Raw genomic sequence first — 17,394 nt, forward strand, 5'->3', positions numbered from 1 at the left:
TCGGCCTCTTTTCAGCTATATTTTTTCAACGCTTCCATCTTCGCAATTTCTTTGTCGCTATGTGGATATTTTGTCGCTCCAATAATTTGATAATCTTCATGCCCTTTTCCGGCGAGGATGATGATATCCCCCGGTTCCGATTGCTGAACTGCATGTTTGACTGCTTCTTCCCGGTCGCCGATGCAGGCATAGTTCGGGTGTGCCATTCCAATTTCCAAATCTTTCAGAATGCTGTCATACGACTCATCTCTTGGATCATCCGTTGTCAATACTACGTAATCGGCAACAGATGCTTTCTTAGCCATATTCGGCCTTTTCGATTTATCCCGGTTGCCTCCGGTGCCGACGAGGAAAATGATTTTATTCTTTTTAAAACCAGCCACTGCAGCCAAAGCTTTTTCAATGGCATCAGGTGTATGGGCATAATCGATGAAAACAGTGACAGGTGCATCGACTGCCACTTTCTGCATCCGTCCCTCTACAGGATCGATTGCCGCCAAGGCTTCAAGAACAGCACTCAATTTAAAGCCTTCCGCATATAAAGCAGTAATAGCTGCCAATGCGTTGGAAACGTTAAAGTGCCCCAATAATTTCATTGATACCTGATATTTCCCTTCAGGGCATCTCAGCCTGAAGGTTGTCCCGTGCTGATCCATGGAAATTTCATCCGCTTTAAATTGGGCATCTTTTTCCAAGCCGTAAGTGAAGATCGGATGAGAAGTCATTTTTGCAAATTGTTCCGACCAAGGATCGTCTGCGTTCAGGACAGCACGTTTCTTTTCACGGAGGTCTTGGCCAAGTTGTGCGAACAGCAATCCTTTGGCATGGCCATATTCTTCCATCGTTCCGTGGAAATCCAGGTGATCGTGTGTCAGATTCGTGAAAATGGCCGTATTGAACTCGACTCCGGCCAAACGTCCCAGCACGAGGCCATGCGAAGAAACTTCCATCGTCATATGGGAACAACCGGCCTCTTTTGCCTGCGCTATCATTTTTTGAGTTGTCAGGGCATCGCTCGTTGTATTAGCGGAAGGATGCATTTCCCCGTTGAGATTAAAACCGATTGTTCCTGTCAGAGCCGATTTCTCCCCCAACTTCATCAGCATTGAATGGAGCATTCCGGCAACACTGGTTTTCCCGTTTGTTCCGGTTACACCAATCATCTGAATATCTTTGGAAGGATAATTGTAGAACTTCGAAGCTAACTGCCCCAATGCACGAACCGTGTCCTCAACTATCAGCACAGCCGGCCCTTCAACTTCAACCGGTTTTTCAGAAAGGATAAGTGTGGCACCGCATTTTGTCGCCTGTTCTGCGAAGTCATGTCCATCTACCGTATAGCCTTCTATGCAGACGAATAGTGACCCAGGGACTGCATCCCTGGAATCCATTGTGATATATTCTATTTTTTCAGGCAGCACGCCTGAAATCAGTTTATAAGGAATATTTTCGAGTAACTCCTTGCTATTCATGAAAATCCTCCTAATCAGGAAACCAACGGTGACATTACATAAGCATAAAGCAATGCAGCCGAGGCTTTCAGTGAATCTGTATGGGTCCGCTCATAGGAATGTGAAGCTTCTATCCCGGGACCGAATAATGCGTGTTTTACATCATAACCCGCACTGATCGCCGCTGATGCGTCTGAACCATAATACGGATAAATATCCAATTTATAATCTATGTCATTCTTTTTGGCCAAATCCACTAAATGACGGGTTAAACCATAATGATATGGGCCGCTTGAATCCTTGGCGCAAATTGAAACCGTATATTCATCAGAAGATTGGCCATCTCCAATCGCTCCCATATCCACGGCAATATATTCTTCTGTTTGTGCTGGTATATTCGAGTTGCCGCCATAACCGATTTCCTCGTTATTTGAAATGTAGAAATGGGTTGTGTATGGCAGTTTTTCAGCAGCGGAACTGAAATGCTTCACTATTTGGAGCAGTAAAGCCGTACTAGCCTTATCGTCTAAATGACGGCTCTTTACAAATCCTGATTCTGTAGCAGTGAATCTTGGATCAAAAGATACAAAATCGCCCACCTCAATACCAAGTTCCCTAACTGCATCTTCCGAAAACGCTTTTTCATCAATCCTAACTTCCATATTATCAGCATTTCGTTCCGCTGTCCCAGCATCTTTATAGACATGGACCGTCGTCTGATGAAGCAGGATCGTGCCGCTCACGGTTTTCCCTGAAGCCATATGTATCAAACAATTTTCTCCTTCAATTGCATTGAATTTAAATCCGCCAACCAGGGATAATTTTAACCGGCCGGAAGGTTTTATTTCCTTTACCATCGCACCAAGCGTATCCACATGCGCAGTCAATAATCTATGGCGGTCGTCATTCTCGCCTTTGATTGTGGCGATGACGCCGCCTTTATGAGTTGTAGTATAATCGACGTTCCAGCTGTCCATCATTTTTTCTATCTTTTTCATTATTTCCATTGTGTAGCCTGAAGGACTCGGAATACCTGTCAATTCACCCAAAAGTCCAATCGTTTCTTTCGAATTCCATTGATATGTCATACATGACGCCCCCTTAATAGATTAATCATATCAAAATCAGGCGTTTTCGCACAGTCCCGACTGTAGTATTATTAATGAATCCACGTGAAACCTGAGGTGTAAGATGAAACAATTAAACGCAAGCCGCCAGAAAAACTTATTATTCCTTCATATTTATGGCTTTGCCAGTGTTTTGCATATTCTATTGAATATCCTATTCAGTTTCAATGCTGCCGTTTATGCACCCTTAACCGGCCTGCTTATCTATTCTACTCTTTTTCTTGCCAGAGAGCGCTTGTCGGAAAACACACTCCGATCGTTGCTCCTATACGCAATGAATTTATATCTCTTCATTTTGAACATAGAATCCTTGTCAGCTGTGACACTCGTTTACTTTGCTATTCCCTTAATGGTTGCCGCTTTATCAAATGAGCTTAAGTCAATGTCGGTTCTCACAGCAGCTACAATTCTTGAAGTGCTGGTACTGATATTATTTTTCGGACTGTTGGAAAGAACACCGAGCTATCAATACAATCATCTTTCCATACTTACTTTTTTAACCATTGTCATGCTGCTGACTTTCTTCCATACCTTCTATTTTAGCCGTTTATGGCATCAATTGCAGGATCGAAACAAGTCTATGGAGGAAGCGCTCATTTCCCGCGAAGGCTATTTGCAATTATTTTTCGAAACAGCCAAAGATGCTATGGCCGTATTTGATACCAACAACCGCGTGATTGCCATCAACCCTGCATTCGAAGAATTATACGGCTGGTCGGCTGAAGATTCCTACGGCAAGAAAATTAATCCCTACCCGGAAGAAAAAGAGGAAATTGCAGATCTCCAGGCACTTGAATTGCTGAAAGGTAAAAGTTTCACTTTGCTGGATACCGTCGATATGAAAAAAGACGGCACAAAATTCCATGCCCAAATCACTTTGTCGCCTATCTTTGACAAGCATGGAAAAGTGATAGCGACTTCCGTAATCTCACGGGATATCACCTATCAGAAAGAATCCGAGCAACTGATTTTACAAAGTGAAAAGTTGAAGCTTGCAGGTGAAATTGCAGCGGGCGTTGCGCATGAAATAAGAAACCCCATGACTGTCATTTCCGGTTTTATCCAGCTGATTCAGCAGGATCCCAAGCATCCTTATCCGCAATATACCGAGCTAATACACTCAGAACTGGAAAGGATCAATTTAATCATCAGTGAATTCCTGGTGCTGGCGAAACCACAAGCCCCGTCCGTAAAAGAATTCAGTTTACGCAGACTGATTGACAATATCACATTGTTATTCAGCTCCGAATTCAATTTGAAAGGCATAATCTATAAAGAAAAATGGAATGATGATCAGGATTATATTCTTAGCGGCGAAGAGCACTCGTTGAAGCAGGTGTTCATCAATCTTTTCAAAAATGCTGCAGAAGCCATAGAACCCGGTGGATCCATTAAACTTTCTGTAGCTCTTTCTTCTGATAAAATGATATCCATTATGATTGCCGACAGCGGCTATGGAATTTCATCAGAAAGCTTGAATAGAATTTTTGAACCGTTTTACACTACTAAAGAAAACGGTACAGGGCTTGGTCTCCTTATCTCACAGAAAATCATTCAGGAACATGGAGGGGCTTTAAATATATCAAGCGAAGCTGGAAAAGGTACGACTGCTGAAGTGATATTGCCTATAAAATAAAAAGGAGCCAGCTGGCTCCTTTTTATTTTTGTCCCAGTATAATCAATCCTCATCCCGGTCATTGTCGTCGTTGTCTACCCAATCGTCATCATCATTCTCATCCTGCTCGAATTTGAGGACTTCTCCATCTTCTGCGTTAATTTCAAGTTCGAATTCCTTATCTCCGTTTACAACTTCCACATCATAATGTTTTACGCTGTCATCATCATCCAGATCAAGTTCCACAATTGTACCGCCGTTCGATTGTTGCAAGGCAATTTCAAATGCCTCCTCAGCGGCAATCAAATCTTCTGGTGCAGCTTGAGTTCCATCGACGCCGCCCTGGTTCATTTCCCGGTCGTCGTCATCGTCGAGACGGTCACGGTCCTGCTCAAGTACATCACCTGTGAATGCATCGATCTCATAATCATATTCATGATCCTTGTCCCGAATCTCCACTTCATATTGCTTTCTGCCGTCGTCATCGCTCAATTCAATATCTGTTACTTGCCCGTCGGAAAGGGCAAGAGCAATTGATGAAGCTTTCTCAAATCCGATCATCTCTCCTGTTGAAGTGTTGTTTGTGTCCTCTGAATTGTTATTTGCTGTGTTCGGCCCGGTAACTGAATCCGTATTTGCAAGGACGATTCCTCCAAACGCCAATACGCCTGCAGTTGCTGGGATTAAAATAAGTTTTTTCATGTTCTGCTCCTCCTCAATTTGTTATACCTTTACCATATCCGCCGGTTCTGAGCGTATGCTTAAGGTAATATGAGAATTTGACGAGAAGTCGATGAAGATTTTCTCATTGTCAGAGCCGAACGGTTGCCGTCACTTATCTATAGTTAGTCATCCCAGTCTACAGAGAGTGTGTCCCCGCGGATGGCGTGAATCTGTATAGTGGCTTCCTGTTCTGTTGCCTCGTTTTCGATTTCAACGAGATAATAGCCGCCGTCCTGTGTTTCGGTAAATTCCACTTCCTGTACTTCGCCTTCCAATGTCTCCTTTGCTATCATTACAGCCTCATCCCTGGTTATGATGCGTTCGGGTTCCGTTGGAGTTTCGGCTTGAGACTGATCCGGAGCCGATTGTCCGATTTCCTCTTTTGAGATTTTATTGATTTCACCGGTTTCCGCTGACAGGGAAACAATCGATGCTTCAGTTTCACCGATTATTTTTACTTCATACTCATTTTGTTCTTTTACATAGTTGATTTCTTCAGTCTCCCCCTGGACTTCCTTGAGCGCTATTTCTTCCGCTTGTTTATCTGTCAGGGTTTTTGATGGACCTGTTTTTTCAATCAACTCAATTGCAGCCACCTGGCCGGACTCCCGGTCGACTATAGCCTCGTATATTCCTTCATCTGTATGAAACTCTACGATAATTTCATTTCCTTCGATAGCTGTCTCATTTGCTGTTCCGCCATAGAGTTCTATGACTTTTGCGGAAGCTTCTGCTTCATTCAGCCGCTTTTCACTGTCTGCGGAATTAAACAGGAAGAAAACAATGGCTATTCCCAGAATGACTGAAACTGCTATCACTGCTATCCATTTTTTCATCATGATCCCTCCTGTTTCGATTTTATTTCAGGAACATTAAAATCTGATGAGAAAATGACGGAAACTGTTGTACCAAGTTGCTCGATGCTTTCAATTTCCAGTTTTAATTTCAGCAGTTCAGCTAAATGGGCAGCCAGCGACAATCCGAGGCCAAATCCTCCCGTTTCTCTTGCGCGGGCCTTATCGACTCGGTAGAAACGGTCAAACACGTAAGGAAGGGACTCTTTCGGAATGCCGTCTCCATAATCTCTTATTTGGACCATAGCTGTTTCATCCATTTTGGCAATTATTTCAATGCGGTCCGAACTGTATTTACGGGCATTATCAAGAAGGATATAGAGTAATTGCTTAAATTTCACAGCGTCGGTCAGAACAATAAACGGTTCACTTTCCACTTTCAGTATGAATTCACGGTCATACGATTGGTTAAAAGCCGCAATAGTTTCTTCCATGAATGTCCCCAACTCCACTTTTTCAAACTCCGGCGCAGTCTCATTTCTGCGGGCAATCAGCAGCAGCTGTTCAATCATTTCTTTCATTCTGTCAGTCTCTGCGCGAATGGCGGTTATACTTTCTTTTGCTACGGCTTCGTCATCCAATCCCTGCCGTTCCAATAGCCTGGCGTAGCTGCCGATAATGGTCAGCGGCGTTTTTAACTCGTGGGAAGCATTTGAAACAAACTCTTCCTGTTTCGAATAATTCTCTTCCAATAAAGCCATCATGTCATTAAAGGTAAGCCCCATCTGTTTCAATTCATCATTGGATTGTTCAGCGACCGGCAGCTTTTGAAAGTTTCCGCTTTGCTGAATATTTTTCATCGTTTCAGTTAATGCAGCAATCGGCTTGGTTACTACACCGGCCAGCACCGCTCCAGAAATGATTACTGGAATCATCGCAAGCAGCACAGCCGCCGCTAATACCAATCGCAATGTCTCCAGATTATCTGAAACTTCACGGAGTGATTTTGCAATCAGCAGTTCTGCGTAGTACCGTCAGACCATATGAGCGGAGCTGTTGTATAAGCGAAGCGTTCGCCATCAACCATCATCGTCCCTGAATCTTCCCCGGATTCAACAGGAAATTGAGTTGTTATGTCCGGCGACTGGACTGTCTCAAGCGACTGCCCCTCTTGGTCGGTTACTTTTACCAAACCGGATACAGGCATATAGGCCCGTAAAATATCCGATGGATTAACGGTTTCATTGGCGGTGAAAGTTGAACGCAAAGCTTCACTGACAGAATCGAGTTCATCGACTTCGGTCGAATAAGCGAGCGAACTGAATGAATAATAGATGACTACGGTGAGAACAACCAAAATCACCAGCATCAGCAATGTCGAATAAAGATGAATCCTATTTCGCAGTTTCATTTGGCTGCTCCTTTAATACGTAGCCGACACCTCGAACAGTCTGGATATAAGTCGTGTTCTCGCCGGCATCCACTTTTTTACGCAAATAACGGATATAAACGTCAATAACATTGGTGTCGCCATAATAATCGTAACCCCAGACCGCATTCAACACCTGCTCACGGGTCAGCACCTGTTTCGGATGCTTCATCAGAAATAATAATAATTCGAATTCACGAGGTGTAAGTTCAATTTCACGGCCATTCCTGCTGACAGCCCTCGATATTTCATCCATTTCAAGTTTCTGGAAACGATGTGTTTCGGAATTGCCGTTGCCGTTTGTGCGGAGATTGGCCCGGATCCTCGCCAGCAACTCTTCAATTTCAAAGGGTTTTGTGACATAATCATTTGCCCCAAGATCGAGCCCCGCAACTTTATCTTTCACATCATTTTTTGCCGTCAATAAAATCACCGGCAACTTCTCATCCGATGATCGTATTCTCTTCAATACATCCAATCCGTGAATTTCGGGCAGCATCAAATCCAGCAGCACGAGATCCCATTCCTGCTCCCTGAATTTTATCAACCCTTCCGATCCTGAATGTGCCACTCCGGTTTCATAACCTTCGTACTTCAGTTCCAGTTCCAGAACCCTGGCAATATTTTTCTCGTCTTCAACTATTAAAATCCGATCGGCCATTCCAATCACCTCTTGAATTTATATTAGCAGTAATAAAAAGAAAAAAGCGACCCGCAGGCCGCTTATTTCAATACTCCTCTGATGTACTTAGCTTTATTCTTGTAAGGCGGGAATAGGACGTTGGTAGAAATTTTTGTCGACTTTTTCAAAATCGATTTTGCATGGGTAAAGTTTTCGAAACTCGTTTTCCCGTGGTATGAGTTCATCCCTGAAGGACCAACACCGCCAAATGGCAAGTATGCGCTTCCTACGTGAGACACGGTGTCATTGATGCAGCCACCGCCGAAAGGCAATTCTTCAAGGAAGAAATTGATGGCGCGTTCATTTTCCGAGAACATATATGCTGACAGCGGCTTCGGCAGCTGGCGGATCTGTCTCAACAGCAGCGGCAGGTCCTGATAAGTGATGATTGGCAGAATCGGCCCAAAAATTTCATCTTCCATTGATGGGCTGTCCCAGCTGATATTATCAAGCACTGTTGGCTCGATATAGCGATTGGAACGGTCTGTTTTGCCGCCGTATATGATATTTCCGGATTCCGCTTCGATCAGCTCAGCAAGTCTGTCAAAGTGTGAAGTAGAAACGATTCGGCCGTAATCCGGGCTTGACTGCGCATTTTTTCCGTAAAAACCGCTGATGGCTTTTGTCAGTTTCTTCATGAATTCATCTTTTACGGATTCATGGACGCAGACATAATCCGGTGCGACACAGGTTTGGCCTGTATTCATCAATTTGCCCCAGGCAATCCGCTTGGCCGCCAAATCGATATCCGCAGTCTGGTCAACTATCGCCGGACTTTTGCCGCCAAGCTCCAAAGTAATCGGAGTCAGTCTTTCCGAAGCGGCTTTCATGACAACTTTTCCGACTTTGACACTGCCAGTGAAGAAAATATAATCAAATGAAGCATGGATTAAAGCAGTCACTTCTTCGCGTTCCCCTTCCACAACACGCACATAATAAGATGGGAATGCTTCTTCGAGCACGATGCGGATCGCGCGTGCTACGTGAGGCGTTGTTTCTGAAGGTTTAACGATTGAGCAGTTGCCTCCGATAATCGAACCGATCAATGGCTCCATCACCAATTGGAACGGATAATTGAATGGCCCAATAATCAGAACGGAACCGTAAGGCTCGCGGATGACAAAGCTCTTCGACGGCTGAAGATGAAGAGGCGTTTTCACTTTTTCAGGTTCCATCCATTCGTCGAGATTCTTCTGCATATTTCCGATGCTGTCGAGTACAAATCCGATTTCCGTTGCATAAGCTTCGAATTCACCTTTTCCTAAATCATGCTCTAATGCCTGTGTAATAATTTCTTCATTTGCCAGAATGGCCTGTTTTAAATTCTCCAATTGCGCTTTTCGGAAATCCGCGGAGCGGGTCGCTCCTGTGTAATAAAAATTGCGTTGTTCCTGTATCATGCGTTCTACATCATTAGCAGTAAAGTTCATCGAATTTCCTCCTCGTATCAATTCTTCACAAGTTGATCAATATAACGCTGGATGGCCAAGCCTTCCTCAAAAGGAACGAGGGCTGTAGACATCGCTTTCATTTCTTCAAATAATCCTGGCACTTTTTCAAAATCTGTCAATTGAATACGTTCCTGCTGTATTTCGGCCACGTAAAGCTGAGACCAATTTTCCAGCGTCAGAACGCCTTTGGTGCCATAGATTTTAAATTGCAGTAATTCCTGTTGGCCCACTCCGCTCAAGCCGGTTAATAATAACGGCGTTTTGCCGTTCACCAGACCGTGGGCAAGGAGGCCGGTTTCACAAAGTTCCGGTTGTTCCGGGTAGCTGATTTGGTGATCCTTCAATGAAATATCACCAAAAATCCGCTGGATCAATTGCAGATAATGCGGGAAAACTTCCCTGATAAAGCCCCCTTCTAATCTTGAACCAATCCAGGGCGTCTGTTGCCATGCCCTCGGCCATTCAGGAAAGAAGGTCTGCAATTCAATTCGAACAACATCACCGATACTGCCATTTTTCGCTCGCTTGGCCATCTCATGCACAGCCGGGCTGTACATCAACGGAAAATGCATGGCAGAGCTGACACGATTTTCAGTCACTGCCTCTACCATCTGTTCACCTGCTTGAGCATTGTGGGCCAATGGTTTTTCGCTCAAAACATTCAATCCAGCGTCGGCAGCTTTTTTTGCTATAGCCGCATGCGAAGCCGGCGGGGTTCCAATATAAACCCAATCCGCTTTGGAGTAAAGAATTTCGTCGAGGCTGGAGGCCAATGGTACACCGTACGTTTGCTTCAATTTTTGCAGCCGCTCGGAATTTTCATCGAAAACTGCTACGATTTCCACTCCATCTTCCTGTTGGATTTGCTTAATAATCCGCTCGCCTACTATTCCGGCGCCGATAATTCCAATCGAAATCATGAAATCCCTCTCTCTAAGGCCAAAAGGCTTATTTTCAGTCTATCTGTTTATTAGTGTACCCTTTAAGGGTATGGAATAGTCAAACAATTAAACCAGCTATTATTAAAGGAGGAAGTTAATGATGAAAGAAAATACAAATTGGTGGGAACCTGTATTCAGCGGAGAATTGGAAATCGGATTGAATAAGGAAAAACTTGAAGACTTTGAGGAAGAATCATTTCTTTATTATGCACAGCCTAACCAGGAAATGGAGTCCCAGCTGTAAGTGAATGGACCCTTCGTATCCCGTCGGAAGCCTACATAAAAACGCCTTTTTCAATGATTTTATTGAGAAAGGCGTTTTGCTGTTTACCGCTGTTCTGTACTTCACCGTCAATACCGATATAAAATGGATAGGGACAATCAAACCTTATTGCATGCCTCGTTTTCCTAAAATACTATGAGTTAACGAAAGAGGCGATATCCTAATGAAAAAAATTACCGCTTTACTATTTATCGTCCTTTTAGCAGGATGTGGCTTGTCCGATTCCAATGATACCGGTGGTAGCAGCAGCCAGATACCGGTGGAAGTCCTTTCTGTCATAGATGGCGACACCATACGTATACTTTACGAGGGTAAAGAGACGACTGTCAGGTATTTGCTGGTAGATACACCTGAAACCAATCATCCCCGTCTCGGTGAACAGCCCCTCGGAAAAGAAGCGACAGCAGAAAATCGGCGCTTGATTGAGTCTGGTGATGTTACAATCGAATTCGATGTTGGTGATCGATTGGATGATTACGGACGGCTTTTGGCATATATTTATGCTGATGGTGAAAGCGTGCAGCAGCAACTCCTGGAATCAGGATATGCCCGTGTAGCCTATGTTTTCCCGCCGAACACGCGTTATCTCGAGGATTTTGAAGAAGCTGAACTATCAGCCAAAGAGCAGGAACGCGGGGTATGGGAATATGAAAAATATGCCACAGAACGAGGCTTTGACAGCAACGCAGTTGCAGAAAATGAAAAAACAGATGGTGAAATCTCTACAGATGAATGCGGCATCAAAGGAAACATCAACAGGAAAGGCGATAAAATCTATCACATGCCTGGCAGCTCTTCCTATGAGCAAACAAATCCGGAAGAATGGTTCTGTTCAGAACAAGAAGCACGAGACCATGGATTTCGAAGCGCCGGCCAGTAGAAAAGGAGAATAACCATGCAGACTATCGTTCTTCGCTTTGATTACCAATCTTCTGCAAAAATTGAAGAGTTGCAGACACAGATTAATGCAGGCAGTTTGAAAAAGGTTACATCGCTGCCGCCTCATCTTACTTTGCAATCCTTTATACAAACCAATCCGGTCGATTTGAAGAAGGCCATCCAGCCTTGTGCAAAGAAAACTAACCAGCTGATGATCAATTTTTCCTCACTAGGTTTCTTCAAACAAAAGGGCACTTTCTTTCTTGCGCCGACCCATACAGAAGCTTTAACCAATCTCCACCAGTCCATTAGGCTGGCAACACGTGAATTTAACGACTCAGTCGCTTTATACGAACCGGATCAATGGGTTCCCCACACCACTGTCGTAAATGGTACAGCTGCTCAGTTCTGGGGTCCACTTTTCTCCCGCCTTTCAATGGAATTTCAGCCTTTCACTGCCACAGTGACCGCAATCGAATGCTGGAGTATCCTCAACGGAAAAACGGAAAATGACTGGAGCATCTTCCTTGATTAAAATTAAAAGTACAAATCTATTATTTTAAAATATAATTTACTGGTAGGAGTATTGACTTTTTCCAAGGGCGCGCTATAATTAAAAATGTCCTTGTAATTGCGATTCCTTAGCTCAGCTGGGAGAGCGCTACCTTGACAGGGTAGAGGTCGCTGGTTCGAGCCCAGTAGGAATCATTGGGTGCCAAACCCGCAGCAGATTTTAGGAACAGAATCTGCTTGAAAAAAACCGTCACCTTCGGGTGCCGGTTTTTTTATTGTAATTTTTTCTAGAAAATAACCCCCGGAAATCTCTTATAGAGAGATTTCCGGGGGTCGTTTTATGCTTCAGTTGTTTTCGGTGCTTTTTTATCGCGTGCCAACCATTGAATAGCGAACAATACGATAAAGAGTGCTGCGCCGATTGTATCGGATAAACCTTCCGGATAAATCAGTGCAAGGCCTGTCGCGAATGTGATGATCCGTTCAAACCAATACAGCTTGCGATACCAGTAACCGATTAATCCGGCACCGATTGCAATCATTCCGGAAATGGCGGTTATCAGCACCCATATCAGTTCAGGCCACGTCGTATCGATCATCAGCAAGGATGGGGACAATACGAACATGTAAGGAATGATAAACGCGGCAATGGCCAGTTTGGCAGCATTGAAACCTGTTTTGATCGGTTCTCCGCCTGATATACCGGCTGCAGCAAATGCAGCAAGTGCAACCGGTGGCGTTATATCGGCAATGATACCGAAATAGAATACGAATAAATGGGCAGATAGAGCTACAACTAACGGTGTCGCTGCCCCTTCAGGATATTCAAGCATCAGCAATGTAATGATTGCCGGTGCTGCGATTGTAGATGTAATAACATAGTTTGCCGTTGTCGGCGAGCCCATCCCAAGAACGATGGCTGCAAGCATGGTGAAGAATAATGTCAGCAGGACGTTTCCGCCAGACGCAGAGACCAGACCGTTGGCAAGACTTAAGCCCAGGCCGGTCTTGACGACAACTCCGACGATTATCCCTGCAGCGGCCGTGGCAGCTGCAACAGCCAGCGCTGTCCGCGCACCATCAACCAGTGCATGGATCATATCTTTAAAATTCAAACGTGTTTCTTTATCAAATGAACTGACAACGATTGTCAAAACAATGCCCCATAATGCAGCCTGCATTGTCGGAATACCGATCAACAGGAAAATGATGATGGCAAATATCGGTGTCAGCAAATAGATTTTCTTCAACACTTCTTTGCGGTCCGGCATCTCTTCTTTCGATAAGCCTTTCAAGCCAATCCGTTTCGCTTCAAAATGTGTCATGATCCAAACACCTGTGAAGTAGAGAAGCGCAGGAATCGCAGCCGCTTTGGCAATCTCCCAATAAGTGACGCCTCCGATAAATTCAACCATCAGGAAGGCTGCAGCACCCATGATCGGCGGCATCAATTGCCCGCCTGTCGAAGCTGCCGCTTCAACCCCGCCGGCAAATTCCTTTTTATATCCCAATTTTTTCATCATCGGAATCGTATAGGATCCGGAAGTTACAACGTTGGCTACTGAGCTTCCTGAAATCGTCCCCTGCAATGCACTGGAGAAGATGGCCACTTTCGCGGGTCCCCCTGTTAAATTACCGGCGAGAGATACAGCCAGGTCATTGAAGTATTGGCCTACCCCAGTTTTAACCAGGAAGGAGCCGAAGAGCAGGAACGTAAAGATGAATGTTGCCGAAACTCCGATCGGAGTTCCGAGAATCCCGTCTGTCGTATAGAACATTAATTGAATCAGCGAATCCAAATCCTGTCCTCTGTGCCGCAGGAATCCTGGGAAATATGGACCGAAAAATGCATATGTGAGGAATAATGCTGAAATGACCGTAATCGGCATACCAACAGCTCTTCGCGTGGCTTCAAGCACCAGCAGAACAGCCAGGACACCGACGATAAAGTCGAGTTCTGTAACCCGCCCGATACGGAAAACCAGGTCTTCATACATAATCGGCCAATAAGCACCGACCCCGACAGACAATAACGCAAGAATGTAATCATACCAGGCAACCTTATGGCGGATTCCTTTGCGTTTGCGTGCAGGAAACAGGATAAAGATCAAGGAAAGTGCGAACCCTAAGTGAATGGAACGCTGTATATAAGCTGTATATTGACCGAAAATCGCTGTATATAATTGGAATAACGCAAATGCCAGCAAGCCATAAAACACAACATGCTTCATTATGCCGGACAAATCACGCGTATTCGATTCTGGGTCATATTTCTGCAGTATTTCTTTCTGCTTTTCTGCTGAGATGTATGTATCATCTTCCGGAGGCAATTTCTTTTCTTCTCTTTCATCCGGCGGTAATTTATTGGTCATCAATATTCACTCCTTTTAATTGCTGGAAAAATGACAGCCGCTGAATACGGAACGTATACGTCTTTCCTCTGACGAGTGTCTTTTTCAAATCGTATTCTTTTCCGTCTTTGATCAAAGATAGACCGGCATCGACATCACCGATCAGTATGCTGAATTCCGGTATTCGCCTATCCATATTTTTAATAAAATACTTACCGTCTTTTTCGACAAATACTTCCCCTTCTCCTGCATTGGAAGGCATTCCAATATTAAAATCCTCATATTCAAGTTCAGTCATTTTCAAAGTGTTATCAGGAAGAACCTCAAAACTTTCTATAACTTCGGATAAATGGATGGAATGTGTATATTTTATCTGAAAACGGGGCTGAGTCAATAGCGAATAAGCTGCGAGGCTTTCTGACTCGTTATTGATGAATGTGATACTTCGTTTTAGTGGGATGAATATGGATGCGGAGCTGATTAAGATGAGGACAACCAGAATCAGAAGAAAACGCTGCTTGGAATCTATTCGCATAGTTCATTCTCCTCCGGTGTGTGTAAATAAATAACGACGATAAAGCTTGCGCTTTACCGTCAATTATTTAACAATATCTTATTCGTTCACTTCATCAAAGTATCTTTGTGCGCCAGGGTGGATATCGATGCCGATACCCTCAAGAGCAGTTTCAGATTTGATGAAATCAGCCTTTGCGTGCTGGATTTGATCCGTGTTTTCATAGATCGCTTTTGTAACGTTGTAAACGGTATCTTCAGACAAGTCGTTTTGTGCTACGAGCATAGCCAATACTGATACAGTCGGAACATCTTCAGTCAAACCATAAACGCCTTCTGGTACAGTGTCATGTGCGTAATAAGGATATTTTTCGATCAATTCGTTCGCTTTGTCTTCAGCAACTGGCACGATGACTACATCGGAAGTTGCACTCAAACTTTCAACAGCTCCAGTCGGTGTACCTGCTGTAATGAACGCAGCATCGATTTGGCCTGATTGAAGGCTTTCCTGTGATTCACCGAAGTCAAGGTTCTGTGCATCGATATCATCCATTGTCATGCCATGGATTTCAAGCAATTGCTCAGCGTTGATGTAAGTACCTGATCCAGGCGCCCCAACAGAAATCGATTTTCCTGCAAGGTCATCGAAAGAAGTGATTCCTGAATTCGCAGTCGTTACCAACTGGATAGTTTCAGGATACAAAGCTCCGATTGCAGAAACAGAATCGATTACTTCGCCGTCAAACATATTCGTACCTTCAGAAGCATAGAAAGCTGTATCCGTTTGAACGAATGCAATTTCTCCTGTGCCATCAGCAAGTGACGTCATGTTTGCTGCAGATGCCTGTGAAACTTCAGCAGTTGTATCAATGCCTGTTTCATCTTCAATAATTTGAGCCATTGCTCCGCCAAGCGGATAATAAGTTCCCGTTGTTCCGCCAGTCAAAATACTGATGAATTCCGGATCTGATGAACCGCCGCCTTCTCCGCCGCTTCCTGAATCAGTGTCTGCAGAGTCATCGCCGCATCCAGCAAGAAATACTGAACCAGCCAAAGCAATTCCTGCGAATAAACCAAATTTCTTGTTTACCATAATTTGACCTCCCCTTGTTATAATTTTTACATGTTTCTATCCTCATAATACCATGACTTTATGTTCAAGTGTCAACGAAATTCAGATTCCGCAACCGTTTTCACAGGTATACTGAACTTCTTATTATGTGTCTGCGCCTTCTACATGTGTTTCAGGAGCTGTTTCCTCAGGTGAAATATCTTTGAAACCTTTACCTTTTTCCTCGAGGTCGCGCTGCCGATGGGCAATTCTTGCACTTGCACAGGCTGCAATACTTGATACCAGATCATCGAGGAATGTATGGACTTGTCCGCCTACTTTTGTATCGAGCTCACGAATGACTCCGATTTTATTGCGGTCGAGGTGCCCGAAAGTCGTTACGGCAATACTGCCATACGTCAGCACTGCACCAAGGCCAATCATTTCATCGACGCCAAAAAGCCCTTCGTCCGTATCGACGATTTGCTGCAGCGGTTTTGAAAGTTTTCCCTGCTCCGCCAATTCATCCAATTCCACACCTACAAGAAGCGCATGCTGCATTTCCCTTTTCAGTAAAACGCTTTCCACCGATTCTATGCAATGTGATAATTGCAACCCTTCATTAAATGGTTCCTGCATTTCAAATACAATTTTAGCAATTTCTTCAATTGAGACCCCGCGTCTTTCCAGCGCTTCATGTGCCGCTTTCGTCACTTCGTCTGAATGTACACGAAATTTTCCGCCATCCATTCCTGCCATATCAAAAACCCCTCTCTGTATTTGATGCTTGCTCCCTCATTATACCTTGCAGCCCGAATATGATACAATTTTTATACAAAAACCAGCAAGGAGGCTTCATCATGAACAGAGGAAATGTAGAAGATATCACTATTTTCAGTGAAGAGCTACAGGAAGACATGCAATTATTAGTCTATCTCCCTTATAATTATTCACCTTTATACAAATATAGCCTGGTTATCGCTTCAGATGGAAAGGATTATTTCCAATTGGGAAGAGTGCCTAGAGTCGTCGATGAATTACTGGAAAACCGCGAAATCGAAAATATCATTTTTGTAGGTGTGCCGTATAAGAACGTTGATGACCGGAATAGAAAATACGAACCGGCCGGTGAACAGCACGCTGCCTATCTGCGATTCCTGGCGCACGAACTCGTACCTTTCCTGGATGAGAAGTATCCAACTTATCAAGTCGGCATGGGCCGTACATTGATTGGCGATTCCCTCGCTGCAACTGTCAGCCTTATGGCTGCATTGAAATATCCGAACATTTTCGGACGCGTCATTCTCCAATCGCCAAAAGTAGGGCCTGAAATATTGGAAGCAGTATCCAACTTCAATTCGGCCAACGCTTTCACTGTCTACCATGTAATCGGAAAAGAAGAAACAGCAGTCAAATTGACAAATGGTGAAACAGCCGATTTCCTGGAGCCGAACCGGGAACTCCATCAATTGATGAAAGAGAAATCTTTCCCTGTATTTTATGAAGAATTGGATGGTGAACACACCTGGAAATACTGGCAGCCTGATTTAAAGCGGGCATTGTTGCAAAACTTCGGCGTGTAAATCGAATT

At 44.1% G+C, this 17,394-nt stretch carries 18 protein-coding genes and 1 tRNA gene; 6 read left to right on the forward strand and 13 right to left on the reverse strand.

The features are described 5' to 3' along the window. Positions 1 to 11: 11 nt before the first annotated feature. Together DP120_RS07535 and DP120_RS07540 are read right to left on the reverse strand one after the other, a co-directional pair. Positions 12 to 1,472 (reverse strand): UDP-N-acetylmuramoyl-L-alanyl-D-glutamate--2,6-diaminopimelate ligase, encoded by a 1,461-nt coding sequence (locus DP120_RS07535; RefSeq protein WP_112223026.1) that lies wholly within the window; start codon positions 1,470 to 1,472, stop codon positions 12 to 14. A 14-nt stretch (positions 1,473 to 1,486) separates the two neighbouring features. Continuing rightward, positions 1,487 to 2,539: a M42 family metallopeptidase gene (locus tag DP120_RS07540; RefSeq protein WP_112223027.1), complete on the reverse strand. Its 1,053-nt coding sequence runs from the start codon at positions 2,537 to 2,539 to the stop codon at positions 1,487 to 1,489. Between the two features lie 103 nt (positions 2,540 to 2,642). On the opposite strand from DP120_RS07540, the gene DP120_RS07545 reads away from it, so the two are divergent. Further along, positions 2,643 to 4,214 (forward strand): ATP-binding protein, encoded by a 1,572-nt coding sequence (locus DP120_RS07545; RefSeq protein ID WP_112223028.1) that lies wholly within the window; start codon positions 2,643 to 2,645, stop codon positions 4,212 to 4,214. 42 nt (positions 4,215 to 4,256) lie between these two features. Here DP120_RS07545 and DP120_RS07550 read toward each other — a convergent pair whose 3' ends face one another. The 7 genes from DP120_RS07550 to DP120_RS07580 form a co-directional block, all read right to left on the reverse strand. After that, entirely contained in the window at positions 4,257 to 4,895 is a 639-nt protein-coding gene (locus DP120_RS07550; RefSeq protein WP_112223029.1) for a PepSY domain-containing protein, read from the reverse strand. Positions 4,896 to 5,038: 143 nt separating this feature from the next. Next, complete coding sequence (locus DP120_RS07555; protein WP_165843736.1) at positions 5,039 to 5,752, reverse strand: PepSY domain-containing protein; 714 nt, start codon at positions 5,750 to 5,752, stop codon at positions 5,039 to 5,041. Further along, positions 5,752 to 6,675, reverse strand: coding sequence for a HAMP domain-containing sensor histidine kinase (locus DP120_RS07560; RefSeq protein ID WP_112223031.1), 924 nt, complete (start codon positions 6,673 to 6,675; stop codon positions 5,752 to 5,754). Before DP120_RS07560 ends, DP120_RS07555 begins: the two co-directional genes overlap by 1 nt. 47 nt (positions 6,676 to 6,722) lie before the next feature. Further along, a complete protein-coding gene (locus tag DP120_RS07565) occupies positions 6,723 to 7,121 on the reverse strand; it encodes a hypothetical protein (RefSeq protein ID WP_112223032.1) in 399 nt (132 codons plus the stop codon). Continuing rightward, entirely contained in the window at positions 7,105 to 7,800 is a 696-nt protein-coding gene (locus DP120_RS07570; protein ID WP_112223033.1) for a response regulator transcription factor, read from the reverse strand. The genes DP120_RS07565 and DP120_RS07570 overlap by 17 nt, the downstream gene beginning before the upstream one ends. A gap of 62 nt (positions 7,801 to 7,862) precedes the next feature. Then, positions 7,863 to 9,251 (reverse strand): aldehyde dehydrogenase, encoded by a 1,389-nt coding sequence (locus DP120_RS07575; RefSeq protein WP_112223034.1) that lies wholly within the window; start codon positions 9,249 to 9,251, stop codon positions 7,863 to 7,865. Between the two features lie 17 nt (positions 9,252 to 9,268). Continuing rightward, positions 9,269 to 10,192: a Gfo/Idh/MocA family protein gene (locus DP120_RS07580; RefSeq protein WP_112223035.1), complete on the reverse strand. Its 924-nt coding sequence runs from the start codon at positions 10,190 to 10,192 to the stop codon at positions 9,269 to 9,271. 121 nt (positions 10,193 to 10,313) lie between these two features. Between DP120_RS07580 and DP120_RS18390 the strand changes: the two genes are divergently transcribed. The 4 genes from DP120_RS18390 (at position 10,314) to DP120_RS07595 (ending at position 12,083) form a co-directional block, all read left to right on the forward strand. Then, positions 10,314 to 10,457 carry a hypothetical protein gene (locus tag DP120_RS18390; protein ID WP_165843737.1) on the forward strand — a complete coding sequence of 48 codons (144 nt, stop codon included), beginning with the start codon at positions 10,314 to 10,316 and terminating at the stop codon, positions 10,455 to 10,457. Between the two features lie 202 nt (positions 10,458 to 10,659). Further along, on the forward strand, positions 10,660 to 11,376 hold the full coding sequence (locus DP120_RS07585; RefSeq protein ID WP_112223036.1) for a thermonuclease family protein: 717 nt from the start codon (positions 10,660 to 10,662) through the stop codon (positions 11,374 to 11,376). A gap of 15 nt (positions 11,377 to 11,391) precedes the next feature. Beyond that, positions 11,392 to 11,910, forward strand: a complete 519-nt coding sequence (locus tag DP120_RS07590; RefSeq protein WP_112223037.1) for a 2'-5' RNA ligase family protein — start codon at positions 11,392 to 11,394, stop codon at positions 11,908 to 11,910. Positions 11,911 to 12,010: 100 nt separating this feature from the next. Next, positions 12,011 to 12,083: transfer RNA gene (locus DP120_RS07595), tRNA-Val, on the forward strand. A gap of 143 nt (positions 12,084 to 12,226) precedes the next feature. Here DP120_RS07595 and DP120_RS07600 read toward each other — a convergent pair. The 4 genes from DP120_RS07600 to DP120_RS07615 all read right to left on the reverse strand — a co-directional run bounded on the left by DP120_RS07600 (position 12,227) and on the right by DP120_RS07615 (position 16,553). Further along, on the reverse strand, positions 12,227 to 14,260 hold the full coding sequence (locus DP120_RS07600; protein ID WP_112223038.1) for a TRAP transporter permease: 2,034 nt from the start codon (positions 14,258 to 14,260) through the stop codon (positions 12,227 to 12,229). Continuing rightward, on the reverse strand, positions 14,250 to 14,774 hold the full coding sequence (locus DP120_RS07605; RefSeq protein WP_112223039.1) for a DUF1850 domain-containing protein: 525 nt from the start codon (positions 14,772 to 14,774) through the stop codon (positions 14,250 to 14,252). Before DP120_RS07605 ends, DP120_RS07600 begins: the two co-directional genes overlap by 11 nt. A 78-nt stretch (positions 14,775 to 14,852) precedes the next feature. Then, a complete protein-coding gene (locus DP120_RS07610) occupies positions 14,853 to 15,845 on the reverse strand; it encodes a TAXI family TRAP transporter solute-binding subunit (protein ID WP_112223040.1) in 993 nt (330 codons plus the stop codon). Positions 15,846 to 15,968: 123 nt separating this feature from the next. Further along, positions 15,969 to 16,553 carry a phosphatidylglycerophosphatase A family protein gene (locus DP120_RS07615; protein WP_112223277.1) on the reverse strand — a complete coding sequence of 195 codons (585 nt, stop codon included), beginning with the start codon at positions 16,551 to 16,553 and terminating at the stop codon, positions 15,969 to 15,971. A 110-nt stretch (positions 16,554 to 16,663) separates the two neighbouring features. Between DP120_RS07615 and DP120_RS07620 the strand changes: the two genes are divergently transcribed. Continuing rightward, positions 16,664 to 17,386: an alpha/beta hydrolase gene (locus DP120_RS07620; protein ID WP_112223041.1), complete on the forward strand. Its 723-nt coding sequence runs from the start codon at positions 16,664 to 16,666 to the stop codon at positions 17,384 to 17,386. Positions 17,387 to 17,394: the final 8 nt, after the last annotated feature.

Origin of the sequence: Planococcus halotolerans (assembly GCF_003289955.1) — a bacterium.
GTDB classification, from domain to species: domain Bacteria; phylum Bacillota; class Bacilli; order Bacillales_A; family Planococcaceae; genus Planococcus; species Planococcus halotolerans.